Here is a 14,117-nt window from a genome sequence, read left to right on the forward strand (position 1 = left end):
TCGCCGCCGCCAATGGCGCGGTGCCGGAGCCGGCGACCTGGGCGATGCTGATCGCCGGGTTCGGCCTTGTGGGTGGCGCGATGCGCCGCCAGCGGGCGCTGCAGGCCGCCTGATTTTCATCATGCCCTCCTGTCGGGGCGTCCGGCGGTCAATCCGCCGGGCGCCCCTTTTTTAATGTTGTAAAGAAGATGCGCGGCCTTCAGCCGGGCAAGGCGGACAGCGCCCGGGCTTCCGCCGCAATGGCGCCGCCGAGCGCGCTTTGCGCGGCTTCATCCTTCTGGCCGGTGAAGGTGGAGGCCGACAGCACATGGACGGGCTGGCCCGGCGGGGCAAAGGCCGTGGCGATGGTAGTGATACCGCGAAAGGCGTGGTCCCTGTCGGTTGCGTGGCCGAGGCGGCGGGCATCCTCTATGCCGGCGAGATAGGTTTCGAAATCAATGGGCGACTGCCAGCGCACGGCATCGAAGCCGGCGCGGACCCGGTCGGCCGGCGGGTTCGTCATCGCCAGAAGCGCACGCCCGGCAGCACCCGCGGCAAGCGGCTGGCGCTGGCCGACAGCCATGTGGATGCGCGTTGCGCCGCCGCTTTCGGCCAGAGCCAGCAGCATCAGCCTGTCCCCATCCACCTGCCGCCACAGGCCGACGGCTGCGTCATGTGCCTGGGCCAGGCGCTCCATCACCGGCTGGGCGCGGCGCAGCAGCGGGTCACGGCCGAGCGCGCGGGCGGCAAGCTCCAGCGCCGCGGGGCCGAGGGCGTAGCGCTTGGTGGCTGGATCGAACCGGGCCAGTCCCTCGGACGACAGCGTCTTCAGGATGGCGAAGGCGGAACTGGGGGAGAGGCCCGTGGCACGGGCGATCGCCGTCACGCCTTCCGCCGTCTCGATCCGGCCGAGGTGCCGGAGGATCGCGGCGGCATGCGCCACGGCGGGGCTTGGCCGCAGGTCGGCGGATGCGGCTTGATCGGGCGGGCTGGCGGGCATGGACAGGCGGTATCATTCGGCCAGCTGAATGTCCATTCCGCTTGCCGAATTGGCGGCCCTGTGGCAGACCCCAGCACGAACGACTCAAGGGAGTCTGGTCAAAGGATCGGGAGAGCCAGCATGAGCCAGGGACAGCTTGAAGGAAAGGTCGTTGCCATCACCGGCGCCGGCCGCGGTATCGGGCGCGAAATCGCGCTTCTGTGCGCGAAGGAAGGCGCGGCGGTCGTCGTCAATGACTTCGGCGGCTCCGTCGAGGGCGAGGGCGGGGACCAGGGCCCGGCGCAGGAAACGGTGGCCGACATCGTGGCCGCCGGCGGCAAGGCTGTCGCCAATCTCGCCAATGTCGCGGACCCGGCGGGCGCCGCCACCATCATCGAGGATGCGGTCAAGGCCTTCGGCCGGATCGACGCGGTGGTGAACAATGCCGGCATCCTGCGCGACCGCATCTGGCACAAGATGAGCCCCGAGGACTGGCGCGCCGTGATCGACGTGCACCTGCACGGCAGCTTCAATGTCTCGAAGGCCGCGACCCCCTATTTCAAGGACCAGGGTTCGGGCAGCTTCATCCACTTCACCTCGACCTCGGGCCTGATCGGCAATTTCGGCCAGGCCAATTATTCGGCGGCCAAGCTCGGCATCGTCGGCCTGTCGCAGTCGATCGCGCTCGACATGGAGCGGTTCGGCGTGCGCTCCAACTGCATCGCGCCCTTTGCCTGGTCGCGCCTGATCGCCACCATTCCGCCCAAGGACGAGGCCGAGCAGCTGCGGCTGGAGCGGATGAAGTCGATGTCGGCCGACAAGATCGCCCCGCTCGTCGCCTTCCTCGCCTCGGACGCTTCGCAGGAAGTGTCGAACCAGATCTTCGCGGTTCGCAAGAACGAGATCTTCCTCTTTTCCAAGCCGCGCCCGATCCGTTCGATGCACCGTTCGGATGGCTGGACGGCCGAGACCATCGCGTCCGACCTGCTGCCCGCCTTCCGGCCGAGCTTCGCGAAGAATGACCGTTCGGCCGACATCTTCGGATGGGATCCCATCTGATGGCGTTCGACCCGCAGGCCCTGCTGGCGCTGCCGCCGCTGGAAACGGTGCACCGCTTCACGGAGCGGGACACCATCCTATACGCGCTTGGGGTCGGGGCTGACGAGCTGGTCTTCACCTATGAGGACGGGCTGAAGGCCCTGCCCACCATGGCGGTGGTGCTGGCCTATCCCGGCTTCATCTGGCGCGACCCGCGCTATGGCGTGAACTGGCAGAAGATCGTGCATGCCGAGCAGCGCACCCGCATTCACCGGCCGCTGCCGGTGAAGGGCGAGGTGCGCGGTGAGACGCGGATCACCGCCATCCATGACAAGGGGGCCGAGAAAGGCTCGCTGGCGCTTGTCGAGCGGAAGATCTTCGACACGGCGACAGGCGACCTTATCGCCGAAACCGGGATGACGACCTTCCTGCGCGGCAATGGCGGGGCGGGTGGCAGCGAAGGCCAGCCGCCAAAGCCCGTGGCCGTGCCGGCGGACCGTCCGGCCGATGCCAGCGTCACGCTGCAGACTGCGCCGGGCCAGGCCGTGCTCTACCGGCTTTCCGGGGATCTGAACCCGCTGCACATCGACCCGAAGGTGGCGCAGGCCGCCGGCTTCGAGCGGCCGATCCTGCACGGGCTGGCGACCTATGGCTTTGCCGGGCGCGCGCTGCTGGCGGCGCGCTGCGGCAACGACCCGGCCCGGCTGGTGGCGATGGACTGCCGCTTCACCGCGCCCGTCTATCCGGGCGAAGCGCTGGAAACAGAAATCTGGGATGGCGCCGACGGGCGGCTTCATTTCCGCACGCGGGTGCCGGAGCGCGGGGTCATCGTGCTCGACAATGGCGTTGCCGAAATAGGTTAAGGGGAGAGAGACGAGATGGGTCGCGGAATCCTGGGCTTCGGGGCCTATGTCCCCATCGGGCGCCTGCAGCGATCGGCCATCCTTGCCGCCCATGGCTGGTTCGCGCCGGGCCTGAAGGGGCAGGCAAAGGGCGAAAAGGCGATCGGCAACTGGGACGAGGACAGCGTGACCATGGCGGTGGAAGCCGCCCGCGACGCGCTGGGCGAGCGTGACCGTGGCGATGTGGCCTCGGTCGTGCTGGCATCCACCACCCACCCCTTCGCCGACCGGCAGAATGCCGGAATCGTGAAGGAGGCGCTGAACCTCGCCGACGCGACCGGCGCGCTCGACGTGGCCGGCAGCCAGCGGGCGGGCACTTCGTCCCTCATCGCGGCTCTGCAATCGACGGCGCCGGGCGTGACGCTCCACCTCGCCGCCGAACGGACGACCCCGCGCCCGGCGTCCGAGCGGGAAATGCAGGCCGGCGACGCTGCCGCCGCCATGCTGGTGGGCGAGGGCGATCCGGTGGCGCGACTGCTGGGGTCGCACAGCGTGACCGTCGATTTCGTGGACCATTTCCGCGGCGCCGGCGAAGCGCATGACTATGACTGGGAAGCCCGCTGGATCCGCGACGAGGGTTTCACGCGGGTGATGGCGCCCGCCATCGCCGAGGCGCTGAAGGCCTTCGGGGTCGAGGGGGGCGCCATTTCGCGTTTCCTCGTGCCCGTGGCGGTGAAGGGCGTGCCCGAGATGCTGGCCAGGCGCGCCGGCATTCCGGCCGAGGCCGTTGCCGACACCATGGCGGCCACCATCGGCCATGCAGGCGCTGCCCATGCGACGCTGATGCTGGCGGCGGCGCTGGAAGATGCGAAGCCGGGCGAGACGATCCTGCTGGCGAGCTTCGGGCAGGGCGTGGACGTGCTGCTGTTCGAGGTGACGGACGCCATTGCCGCACACCGCCCGCGCCTTGGCGTTTCGGGCTGGCTGGCGCGCCGCATGGCGGACGACAATTACCTGAAATATCTGTTCCATCGCGGCCTTCTCCAGCTGGACCGGGGGATGCGCGCCGAGCATGACCAGAAGCAGCCGCTGACGGCGCTGTGGCGCAACCGCAAGGCGGTGATGGCGCTGGTGGGCGGGCGCTGCACCCGGACGGGGACCATCCAGTTCCCGAAGACCGAGGTGAGCGTGAACCCCAACGACCATGCCATCGGCACGCAGGAGGATTATCCGCTGGCCGAGGTTCCGGCCCGGATCCTGACCTTCACGGCGGATTCCCTTACCTATTCGCCCGCCCCGCCGAGCTGCTACGGCAATATCGAGTTCGAGGGCGGGGGGCGCATGATGGCCGAATTCACCGATGTTCCGGCCTCCGAGCTGGAAGTGGGCCGGGAGCTGCGCATGATGTTCCGGGTGAAGGCCATCGACGAGCTGCGGCAATTCCGCCGCTATTTCTGGAAGGCCGCCCCGGCCTACTGAGGCGGGGCGTTCGGGAGGAGCCACCATGGCAAAGGGCATCAGGGACAAGGTCGCCATCCTCGGCATGGGATGCGCGAAGTTCGGCGAACGCTGGGACAAGGACGAGGACCAGCTGATGCTGGAGGCCTATGAGGAAGCGATGGCCGATGCCGGCATCGAGGCCTCGCAGATCGACGCGGCCTGGCTGGGCGCTGCCTTCGACGCGATGAACATCGGGCCTTCGGGCATTCCGCTCGCCATGGCGCTGCGGCTTCCCGACATCGGTGTCACCAAGGTCGAGAATTACTGCGCTTCCGGCACGGAAAGCTTCCGCGGCGCCGTCTATGCGGTGGCCTCGGGCGCGGCCGACATCGCGCTGGCGATGGGGGCCGAGAAGCTGAAGGACACGGGCTATGGCGGCCTTCCCGTGCGCACGCGGGGCACCACGCACGACATGATCGGCATAACCGGGTCCGCGCCGGGCAATTTCGCCCAGCTGGCGGCCGCCTATCGCACCGAGCATGGCGTTTCGCGCGAGGATCTGAAGCGCGCGATGGCCCATGTCTCGGTGAAGAGCCACGACAATGGCGCCCGAAACCCCAAGGCCCACCTCAGGAACCGCATCACCATGGACCAGGTGATGGGCGCCCCGATGATCGCCGAGCCGCTCGGTCTGTTCGACTGCTGCGGCGTGTCGGACGGGGCGGCCTGCGCCATCGTGACGACACCCGAGATCGCCCGTGCACTGGGCAAGAAGGATCTGGTGACGGTGAAGGCGCTGCAGCTTGCCACTTCGAACGGCTGGGAGCTGCAGGGTTCGGGCTGGAACGGCAGCTATTTCCACACCACCCGCGTGGCGGCCGCCCGCGCCTATGAGGAAGCCGGAATCACCAACCCGCGCGAGCAGCTGAGCCTGCTGGAAGTGCATGACTGCTTCTCCATCACCGAACTGGTGACGATGGAGGATCTCCATGTCTCGGAGACGGGCAAGGGCTGGAAGGACGTGCTCGACGGCTTCTTCGACGCCGACGGCAAGCTGCCGTGCCAGATCGATGGCGGGCTGAAATGCTTCGGCCACCCCATCGGAGCCTCGGGCATCCGCATGATCTACGAAAACTATCTCCAGCTTCTCGGCCGGGCCGGGGAGCGGCAGCGCAGCCAGCAGCCTGTGTTTGCCCTTTCGCACAATCTGGGCGGCATGCCGAACCAGAATGTCTCTTCCATCGCCATCGTGGGACTGCAAGATGCCTGACATCGTTTCGCAAGGGGGCATGGACCCCGAGACCTTCGACAGCTTCCTCACCCAGCTGAAGCGTTATGTGCGCGAGCGGCTGATTCCGGCCGAGGATGATGTCATCGAGAAGGACCGCATCCCCGACGACATCCTCGCCGAAATGCGGGACATGGGGCTTTTCGGCCTGACCACGCCCGAGGAATTCGGCGGGGCCGGCCTGAACATCAGCCAGTATATCGAGACGATCAAGCACATCTCCTACGCGGCGCCGGCCTACCGCTCGACCATCTCGATCAATGTCGGCATGACCGGCAGCGCCCTGCGCAAGTTCGGCACGCCCGCGCAGAAGGAACGGTGGCTGCCGCGCATCGCCGCCGGCGAAATCGCCTGCTTCGGCCTGACGGAGCCGGGCAGCGGCTCGGACAGCGCCGCCATGCAGACCATGGCGGTGCGCGACGGCGACCATTTCGTGCTGAACGGCACCAAGCGCTACATCACCAACGCGCCCCAGGCGAAGATCGGCCTGATCATGGCCCGCACCACGCGCGAGGCCCTGCCCAAGAATGCGCATGTGAGCGCCTTCATCATCGACATGGATACGCCGGGCGTGAGCATCGGCAGCCCCGACCGGAAGATGGGCCAGAAGGGCAGCCACATCGCCGACGTGATCCTCGAGGATGTGCGGGTGCCGGCGGATGCGCTGGTGGGCGGAGAGGAAGGCCAGGGCTTCAGGATCGCGATGCAGAGCCTCGACAATGGCCGGCTTTCGGTGGCCGCCATGGGCATCGGCATCGGCCGCCGGGCGCTCGACACGGCGCTGCAATATTCGCGCGAGCGCAAGGCCTTCGGCGAGCCGATCGGCAATTTCCAGCTGATCCAGGCCATGCTGGCCGACAGCGAGGCCGAGCTTTACGCCGCCGAATGCATGGTGGCCGACGCCTGCGCCCGCGCCGATCGTGGCGAGCAGATCCTGCGCAAGGCCGCCGCCGCCAAGCTCTTCGCAACCGAAACCGCCGGCCGCGTGGTGGACCGCTGCGTGCAGGTCTATGGCGGCGCAGGCTATCTCGCCGAATATCCGGCCGAGCGCTTCTTCCGCGATGCCCGAATCCTGCGCATCTATGAAGGCACCAGCCAGATCATGCAGCTGGCAATCGCCAAGCACATGATCCGCGAATTCGAAACCACCGGCCAGATCTGGGGCTGAGGGGCATGTACGATCTCCTCGGCGGCCTGTCCGTCATCGAAGCCTCGTCCTTCGTCGCCTCGCCGACAGCCGGCCTTTATCTGGCGCAGATGGGCGCCGAGGTGATCCGTGTCGACCAGATCGGCGGCGGCCCGGATTTCAACCGCTGGCCGCTCGCCGGCAACGGGCGCAGCCTCTACTGGGAAAATCTCAACCGGGCGAAGAAGTCGGTCGCCATCGACCTTGGGTCGGCCGAGGGGCGCGAACTGCTGCAGGCGCTGGTTGTGGCGACGGGCCAGTTCGTCACCAATTTCCCGGTCGAGGGCTTCCTGTCGCACGAAAGGCTGGCCGCCCGGCGGCCCGACCTGGTGACGGTGCGGGTGATGGGCATGGCCGATGGCGGCCCGGCGCTCGACTACACCGTGAACTCCGCCGTGGGCTACCCGGACCTGACCGGCCCCGGCCCCGAGCCGGTGAACCATGTGCTGCCCGCCTGGGACCTGCTGACGGGCAGCTACGCTGCCTTTGCGCTGCTGGCCGCCATTCGCCACCGCGCGGCGACGGGGCAGGGGCAGGAGGTGCGGGTGCCGCTGTCCGATGTGGCCATCGGCACGGTCGCGAACCTCGGGTCGCTGGCGGAGGTGCTGGTGACCGGCGCCAACCGCGAGCGCCTCGGCAACAGCGTCTTCGGCGCCTTCGGGCGTGATTTCCTGACCGCCGACGGCACGCGGCTGATGGTGATGGCGATCACGCCGCGCCAGTGGACGGGCCTTGTGAAGGTGCTGGGCATCGCCGACGAGGTTGCCGCCATCGAAGCCGCGCGCGGGGTGTCCTTTGCGAAGGACGAGGGCCTGCGCTTCCAGCATCGCGATGCGCTTTTCCCGCTGGTCGAGGCGCGCCTGGCCTTGCGGACCTATGCTGAACTGAAGCCCGAATTCGACGCGCATGGCTGCTGCTACGGCCCTTACCAGACCATGCTGGAGGCAGCCCGCGATCCTGTTCTGGTGGGGGACAACCCCGTCTTTTCCGAAAGCCTGGCTGGTGGCGAGGCGAACCCGAGCGGCCTTGCCTATCCGGCTGCCGGCGCCTTTGCCACAATCCCGCAGCAGGATCGCCGCGCCCCGGCATCCGCGCCGATTCTGGGTGCGCATACGGCCGAGATCCTGTCTGCCCGCCTCGGCCTCGACAGTGGCGCGATCGGCGCCCTCATCGACAGGGGAGTCGTTCACCAGCATGATTGACGCAGGTCTGATCGCGCGGGCGGCGGGTGCTGTGCGCGCTGCCGAAGCCTATGCCGCCGAAGCCCTTTCCAGCCTGCGCGCCCGTGTGGCCGGGGCCAGCCTCGATGTCGAGCAGCGCGCCGCCCATGGCTATGCCTGGATCGATACCGCCGTCGGCGGCATGGCCGCGACACTGGGCTGGGCGGACGCCGCATCCGCGCGCGGGGAAGCCGGCGAAGGCGAGCGGCTGGCGCTGCTGATCGGCCTTGGCGAGACGCTGGCGCAGCTGGCCGGCGGCCTGCCCATCGGGCCCAACGAGCTGGTGCGCCCGGCCGACCTCGGCACGGCGGATGCCGCAGCGAAGCTGGTGGCGGACCCCGCCGTTTCCTGGTTCCTCGCCCATGGCAACACGGCCGCCAACCGCGCCGCGCTCACGGCCCTGCTGGCCGGTGGGCAGCCGCTGTCCGACCGTTTCGGGGATGAACTGCTCGACACCATCCGCGACCAGTATCGCCGCTTCACCGACGACCGCATCCTGCCCTTCGCCCACCAGTGGCACCTCGACAATGCGCTGATTCCGGATGCCACCATTGCCGAAATGGCGGCGCTGGGCACTTTCGGTGTCTGCATTCCCGAAGCCTTCGGCGGCCTCGGGCTGAACAAGCTGGTGATGTGCATCGTCACCGAGGAGCTGTCGCGCGGCTGGATCGGGGCTGGCTCGCTTGGCACGCGCTCGGAAATCGCCGGTGAGCTGATCCTGCATGGCGGCACCGACGGGCAGAAGGCGCAATGGCTGCCGCGCATCGCCAGCGGCGAAATCCTGCCCACCGCCGTCTTCACCGAGCCGGATGTCGGCTCCGACCTCGGCAGCCTGGGCACGCGCGCGGTGCGCGATGGCGACAGCTGGCGGATCGATGGCGCCAAGACCTGGATCACCCATGCGGCGCGCTCGGACCTGATGACGCTGCTGGCCCGCACGAAGCCCGATGTGAAGGGCCATGCCGGGCTTTCCATGCTGCTGGTGCCCAAGCCGCGCGGAACGGAGACGGACCCCTTCCCTGCCGACGGGATGAACGGCAGCGAGATCGAGGTGCTGGGCTATCGCGGCATGCGCGAATATGCGCTGCAGTTCGATGGCATGGCCGCCCCTGCCGATGCGCTTCTGGGGGGCGAGGAAGGGCAGGGCTTCAAGCAGCTGATGCGCACCTTCGAAGGCGCGCGCATCCAGACGGCGGCGCGTGCCGTGGGTGTCGCCCGCCGGGCGCTGGAGCTGGGGCTTTCCTATGCGACCGACAGGAAACAGTTCGGCAGGGCCATAGTGAATTTCCCGCGCGTGTCCGACAAGATCGCCCTGATGGCGGTGGACATGCTGATGGCGCGCGAGCTGACCTATGCCGCCGCCCGCGCCAAGGACAGCGGCAAGCGCTGCGATATCGAGGCCGGCATGGCCAAGCTGCTGGCCGCGCGCGCGGCCTGGACCAATGCCGATGCCGCGCTGCAGATCCATGGCGGCAACGGCTATGCGCTGGAATATGAAATCAGCCGCATCCTTTGCGATGCGCGCATCCTGAACATCTTCGAAGGGGCCGCCGAAATCCAGGCCCAGGTGATCGCCCGTGGCCGCATGGCTGGAGGAAACTGACCGACATGACCGAGACATATGCCGATATCCGTGCCGAGGTGGCGAAGCTGTGCCAGCAGTTTCCGGGCGAATACTGGCGCGAGAAAGACAGGGTGCGCGCCTATCCGACCGAGTTCGTGACGGCGCTGACCGAAGCCGGCTATCTTTCGGCGCTGATCCCCGAGGCCTATGGCGGCGCCGGTCTGCCGCTTTCGGCGGCCGCCGCCATCCTTGAGGAAATCCAGGCCCAGGGTGGCAATGGCGGCGCCTGCCATGCCCAGATGTATGTGATGGGCACCATCCTGCGGCACGGCAGCGAGGCGCAGAAGCAGCAGTGGCTGCCGAAGGTGGCGACAGGTGAAGTCCGTCTGCAGGCCTTCGGCGTGACCGAGCCGACATCGGGCACCGACACGCTGTCGCTGAAGACCGTCGCCCGGCGCGACGGCGACCGCTACATCATCAGCGGCCAGAAGATCTGGACCAGCCGGGCCGAACATTCCGACCTGATGATCCTCTTGGCCCGCACCACCCCGCGAGACCAGGTGAAGAAGCGGACGGACGGGCTTTCGGTCTTCCTTGTCGACATGCGCGCGGCCGTGGGCAACGGGCTCACCATCCGCCCCATCGAGACGATGATGAACCATTCCACTACCGAGGTCTTCTTCGACAACCTCGTGGTGCCGGCCGAAAACCTCATCGGCGAGGAAGGGCAGGGCTTCCGCTACATCCTTTCCGGCATGAACGCCGAGCGCATCCTGATCGGCGCGGAATGCGTGGGCGATGCCCGCTGGTTCCTCGACAAGGCATCGGCCTATGCCCGCGAACGGCAGGTCTTCGGCCGGCCCATCGGCCAGAACCAGGGCATCCAGTTTCCGCTGGCGCAGGCCTATGCCCGCATGCGCGCCGCCGACCTGATGGTGAAGGAGGCCTGCCGCATCTATGAAGCCGGCGGGAATTGCGGCGCGGAAGCCAATATGGCGAAGATGCTGGCTGCCGAGGCAAGCTGGGCGGCGGGCGAGGCCTGCGTGCAGACCCATGGCGGCTTTGCCTTCGCGGCGGAATATGATGTCGAGCGCAAGTTCCGCGAGACGCGGCTCTACCAGGTGGCGCCGATCAGCACGAACCTGATCCTGTCCTTCCTGGCCGAGCATGTGCTCGGTCTGCCGCGCAGCTACTGACGAACGCGTCCGCAAGGGTTAGCATGGTGGCATGATCCGGATCGCCACGCTGACCCTCAACCCCACGATCGACCTTGCCTATGAGGTCGAGCGCCTGCAGCCCATCCACAAGATGCGCGCCCGGCGCGAGACGGTGGACCCGGGCGGCGGCGGGATCAACGTGGCCCGTGTCGCCGCGCGCCTGGGGGCCGGGGTGGAGGCGCTGTATCTTTCGGGCGGAGTCACGGGTGCGACTCTCGATGCCCTGCTGAAGCGCCATTGTGTCGGCTGCGTCCGCCTGCCCATTGCCGGCGACACGCGCATCAGCACCGCCATCTACGCCCATGACACGGAGCAGGAATATCGGGTGGTGGCCGAAGGGCCGTCGCTGTCCGCCACCGAATGGGAAGGCGCGCTCGACCGGGCCGCCGGCACGGATGCCGGGTGGCTGGTGGCGAGCGGCTCGCTTCCGGCGGGCGTTCCCGCGGATTTCTACGCCCGGCTGGCGGCGCGGCTGGCGGCGCGCGGGGTGCCGATGGTGCTCGACAGTTCGGGCGAAGCCCTGCGACAGGGGCTGCGCGCGGGCGCCGGGGCCATCATGCTGGTGAAGCCAAGCGAGGGCGAAATGCGCGACCTTGCCGGCAAGCCGCTGGAATGCGGGGCCGAAATGGCCGAAGCCGCGCAGGCGCTGGTGCGCGCGGGAGGTGCGCGGCTGGTGGCCGTGACGCTGGGCCGGAACGGCGCGCTGCTGGCGGATGGCGAACAGGTGCTGCGCCTTGCCGCCGTGCCGGTCGAGGCGAAGAGCGCGGTGGGGGCGGGCGACAGCTTCGTTGCCGCCATGACCGTGGCGCTGGCGGGCGGGCTGCCGCCGGCCGAGGCCTTTCGCCATGGTGTGGCCGCCGGCACGGCCGCCGTGATGACACCCGGAACCGACCTGTGCCACCGCGAGGATGTGGAACGGATGCTCGCCCGTGTGCCCGCACCGGAGCGATTCACTGGCTGACGCGCCCGACCGAGGAGGAAGCCGCCATGACCAGCCCTGCTATCCAATGGTTCGAGACGTTCGGCATCGACGCCGTGCCGCAGTTCGGGGGCAAGAATGCCTCGCTCGGGGAAATGATCCGCGCGCTGGCGGGCCTGGGCGTGCGCGTGCCGGAAGGCTTTGCCACTTCGGCTGCGGCCTATCGCGATTTCATTTCCGTAAACGCGCTGGAGGCCCCTGTTGCCGACTTGCTGGCACAGTGGAAGGCGGGCAGCCTGCCGCTGGCCGAAGCCGGGGCAGCCATCCGCGCCCTGCTGCTCGCAGCGCCGCTTCCCGAGGCGCTGGTCGCGGACATTCTGGCGGCTTATCGCGCGCTGGGTGAGCGGGCTGGCGTCGGGAACCCGGCTGTCGCCGTGCGCAGCAGCGCCACGGCCGAAGATCTGCCAACAGCAAGCTTTGCCGGGCAGCAGGAAAGTTTCCTCAATGTGCGCGGCGAACGCGCGCTGATCGACACCTGCCGGCGCTGCTATGCCTCGCTCTTCACAGACCGGGCGATCAGCTACCGTGACCAGCAGGGCTTCGGGCACATGGATGTCGCCCTGTCGGTCGGGGTGCAGCGGATGGTGCGCGCCGATCTTGCCGGTTCGGGCGTGATGTTCACGCTGGACCCGGAAAGCGGCTTTCCCCATGTCGCGGTGATCGATGCCGCCTGGGGGCTGGGCGAACTGGTGGTGCAGGGCGCTGTCAGGCCGGACAGCATCATGGTGTTCAAGCCGCTCATCGACCGGCCCGGCGCGCGGCCTGTCATCGGCCGGACGCTGGGCGAAAAGGCCCTGAAGATGCTGTTTGCCGAAGGCGGCAGCCGCCGCACCCGGATCGTGGAAACAAGCCCCGAAGAGCGGGCGCGCCATGTGCTGAGCGAGGACGAGGCGCTGGAGCTTGCCCGATGGGCGGTGATCGTCGAGCGCCACTATGGCCGCCCGATGGACATCGAATGGGCGAAGGACGGCGAAAACGGCCTGCTCTATCTGGTGCAGGCCCGGCCGGAGACGGTGCGGGCGCGCGAGGGCGGCGCCTTCAGCCGTTACCGGCTGGAAAAGCCGGGCGAGGCGATCGTCGAGGGGGCCGCCATCGGCCGTGCCGTGGCGACGGGGCCGGCCTGCGTGATCGAAAGCGCGGACGATATCGCCGGCTTCCGCGACGGATCGATCCTGGTGACGGGCCGCACCGACCCCGACTGGGTGCCCGTGATGCGCCGCGCCCGGGGAATCGTGACCGACCTTGGCGGCACGACGAGCCACGCCGCCATTGTCAGCCGCGAGCTGGGCGTGCCTGCCATCGTCGGCACCGGCGACGCCACCGCCCGCATCGCCGATGGCGAGATGATCACCCTGAGCTGCGCAGAAGGCGCGCAAGGCCGGGTCTACAGGGGCGAAATCCCTTTCACCCGCACCGAATTCGACCCGGCGAAGCTGCCGTCCACCCGAACCGACCTGATGGTGAACATCGCCGACCCGTCGGCTGCGCTGCAATGGTGGCGGCTGCCGGCGCGGGGCGTCGGGCTGGCGCGCATGGAGTTCATCATCACCAGCCTGGTGAAGGCGCACCCCATGGCGCTTGCCCACCCCGAGCGCCTGTCACCGGCCGACCGGCGCGCGGTCGAGGCGCTGGCGCAGGGGTATGACAGCCCCGCCGACTATTTCGTGGACAGGCTTTCGCGCGGGATCGCGCGCCTTGCTACGCCCTTCCATCCGCATCCCGCCATTGTCCGCCTTTCGGATTTCAAGACCAATGAATATGCCCATCTGGTGGGCGGCGCGCAGTTCGAGCCGGTGGAGGAAAACCCGATGCTGGGGTTCCGGGGGGCCTCGCGCTACCATGACCCGCGCTACCGCGACGGCTTCGCGCTGGAATGCCGGGCGCTGAAGCGCGTGCGCGAGGACATGGGATTCGAAAATGTGGTGGTGATGGTGCCCTTCTGCCGCACGCCCGAAGAAGCGGACCTGGTGCTGGAGACCATGGCTGCCCACGGCCTCGTGCGGGGCGAGGCGGGCCTCAAAATCTACATGATGGTCGAGATTCCCTCGAACGTGATCCGCATTGCGGAATTCGCCGAGCGGTTCGATGGCTTTTCCATCGGCTCCAACGACCTGACGCAGCTGGTGCTGGGGGTGGACCGGGATTCCGGCCTGCTTGCCGGGCTGTTCGACGAGCGCGACCCGGCCGTGATGGCGATGGTGGCCGATGCGATTGCGGGGGCGAAGGCAGCCGGGCGGCGCATCGGCATCTGCGGGCAGGCGCCCTCGGATCACCCGGCGTTCGCGGCCTTCCTCGTGGAATGCGGAATCGATTCCATATCGCTCAACCCCGACAGCTTTGCCGGAGCGGCGGAAACTGTGGCGGCAGCGGAGGGCTGAGCCGGGC

The 14,117-nt window shown here is 68.3% G+C and carries 11 protein-coding genes and 1 pseudogene; 11 read left to right on the plus strand and 1 reads right to left on the minus strand.

Going from position 1 to position 14,117, the window contains the following annotated elements:
• Positions 1 to 8: 8 nt before the first annotated feature.
• Positions 9 to 113, plus strand: a pseudogene (locus tag ACUJ46_RS00770) (PEPxxWA-CTERM sorting domain-containing protein); the annotation flags it as partial.
• Between the two features lie 86 nt (positions 114 to 199).
• Here ACUJ46_RS00770 and ACUJ46_RS00775 read toward each other — a convergent pair.
• On the minus strand, positions 200 to 979 hold the full coding sequence (locus tag ACUJ46_RS00775; RefSeq protein ID WP_445388552.1) for an IclR family transcriptional regulator: 780 nt from the start codon (positions 977 to 979) through the stop codon (positions 200 to 202).
• A 120-nt stretch (positions 980 to 1,099) separates the two neighbouring features.
• Here ACUJ46_RS00775 and ACUJ46_RS00780 point away from each other — a divergent pair, with 120 nt between their 5' ends.
• From ACUJ46_RS00780 to ppsA, 10 genes are read left to right on the plus strand one after another with little or no spacing between them, the layout of a single operon-like run.
• Positions 1,100 to 2,017 carry an SDR family NAD(P)-dependent oxidoreductase gene (locus ACUJ46_RS00780; RefSeq protein ID WP_445388553.1) on the plus strand — a complete coding sequence of 306 codons (918 nt, stop codon included), beginning with the start codon at positions 1,100 to 1,102 and terminating at the stop codon, positions 2,015 to 2,017.
• A complete protein-coding gene (locus ACUJ46_RS00785) occupies positions 2,017 to 2,859 on the plus strand; it encodes a MaoC/PaaZ C-terminal domain-containing protein (RefSeq protein ID WP_445388554.1) in 843 nt (280 codons plus the stop codon). Before ACUJ46_RS00780 ends, ACUJ46_RS00785 begins: the two co-directional genes overlap by 1 nt.
• Positions 2,860 to 2,874: 15 nt before the next feature.
• Entirely contained in the window at positions 2,875 to 4,317 is a 1,443-nt protein-coding gene (locus ACUJ46_RS00790) for a 3-oxoacyl-[acyl-carrier-protein] synthase III C-terminal domain-containing protein (protein ID WP_445388555.1), read from the plus strand.
• A 25-nt stretch (positions 4,318 to 4,342) separates the two neighbouring features.
• On the plus strand, positions 4,343 to 5,548 hold the full coding sequence (locus ACUJ46_RS00795) for an acetyl-CoA acetyltransferase (protein ID WP_445388556.1): 1,206 nt from the start codon (positions 4,343 to 4,345) through the stop codon (positions 5,546 to 5,548).
• Entirely contained in the window at positions 5,541 to 6,734 is a 1,194-nt protein-coding gene (locus tag ACUJ46_RS00800) for an acyl-CoA dehydrogenase family protein (RefSeq protein WP_445388557.1), read from the plus strand. Before ACUJ46_RS00795 ends, ACUJ46_RS00800 begins: the two co-directional genes overlap by 8 nt.
• A 5-nt stretch (positions 6,735 to 6,739) precedes the next feature.
• Positions 6,740 to 7,954 (plus strand): CoA transferase, encoded by a 1,215-nt coding sequence (locus ACUJ46_RS00805; RefSeq protein ID WP_445388558.1) that lies wholly within the window; start codon positions 6,740 to 6,742, stop codon positions 7,952 to 7,954.
• Positions 7,947 to 9,575, plus strand: a complete 1,629-nt coding sequence (locus ACUJ46_RS00810) for an acyl-CoA dehydrogenase family protein (protein WP_445388559.1) — start codon at positions 7,947 to 7,949, stop codon at positions 9,573 to 9,575. The genes ACUJ46_RS00805 and ACUJ46_RS00810 overlap by 8 nt, the downstream gene beginning before the upstream one ends.
• A 5-nt stretch (positions 9,576 to 9,580) precedes the next feature.
• Positions 9,581 to 10,732 (plus strand): acyl-CoA dehydrogenase family protein, encoded by a 1,152-nt coding sequence (locus ACUJ46_RS00815; RefSeq protein WP_445388560.1) that lies wholly within the window; start codon positions 9,581 to 9,583, stop codon positions 10,730 to 10,732.
• A gap of 31 nt (positions 10,733 to 10,763) precedes the next feature.
• Positions 10,764 to 11,714, plus strand: a complete 951-nt coding sequence (locus tag ACUJ46_RS00820; RefSeq protein WP_445388561.1) for a 1-phosphofructokinase family hexose kinase — start codon at positions 10,764 to 10,766, stop codon at positions 11,712 to 11,714.
• 26 nt (positions 11,715 to 11,740) lie between these two features.
• Positions 11,741 to 14,110 carry a phosphoenolpyruvate synthase gene (gene ppsA / locus ACUJ46_RS00825; protein WP_445388562.1) on the plus strand — a complete coding sequence of 790 codons (2,370 nt, stop codon included), beginning with the start codon at positions 11,741 to 11,743 and terminating at the stop codon, positions 14,108 to 14,110.
• Positions 14,111 to 14,117 lie beyond the last annotated feature (7 nt).

Source organism: Sandaracinobacteroides sp. A072, from assembly GCF_052616365.1.

What these genes read in the sequence shown, in the direction of transcription:
- ACUJ46_RS00775 (WP_445388552.1), bottom strand. Translation starts at nt 979, where the DNA reads ATGCCCGCCAGCCCGCCCGATCAAGCCGCATCCGCCGACCTGCGGCCA.
- ACUJ46_RS00780 (WP_445388553.1), top strand. Translation starts at nt 1,100, where the DNA reads ATGAGCCAGGGACAGCTTGAAGGAAAGGTCGTTGCCATCACCGGCGCC.
- ACUJ46_RS00785 (WP_445388554.1), top strand. Translation starts at nt 2,017, where the DNA reads ATGGCGTTCGACCCGCAGGCCCTGCTGGCGCTGCCGCCGCTGGAAACG.
- ACUJ46_RS00790 (WP_445388555.1), top strand. Translation starts at nt 2,875, where the DNA reads ATGGGTCGCGGAATCCTGGGCTTCGGGGCCTATGTCCCCATCGGGCGC.
- ACUJ46_RS00795 (WP_445388556.1), top strand. Translation starts at nt 4,343, where the DNA reads ATGGCAAAGGGCATCAGGGACAAGGTCGCCATCCTCGGCATGGGATGC.
- ACUJ46_RS00800 (WP_445388557.1), top strand. Translation starts at nt 5,541, where the DNA reads ATGCCTGACATCGTTTCGCAAGGGGGCATGGACCCCGAGACCTTCGAC.
- ACUJ46_RS00805 (WP_445388558.1), top strand. Translation starts at nt 6,740, where the DNA reads ATGTACGATCTCCTCGGCGGCCTGTCCGTCATCGAAGCCTCGTCCTTC.
- ACUJ46_RS00810 (WP_445388559.1), top strand. Translation starts at nt 7,947, where the DNA reads ATGATTGACGCAGGTCTGATCGCGCGGGCGGCGGGTGCTGTGCGCGCT.
- ACUJ46_RS00815 (WP_445388560.1), top strand. Translation starts at nt 9,581, where the DNA reads ATGACCGAGACATATGCCGATATCCGTGCCGAGGTGGCGAAGCTGTGC.
- ACUJ46_RS00820 (WP_445388561.1), top strand. Translation starts at nt 10,764, where the DNA reads ATGATCCGGATCGCCACGCTGACCCTCAACCCCACGATCGACCTTGCC.
- ppsA (WP_445388562.1), top strand. Translation starts at nt 11,741, where the DNA reads ATGACCAGCCCTGCTATCCAATGGTTCGAGACGTTCGGCATCGACGCC.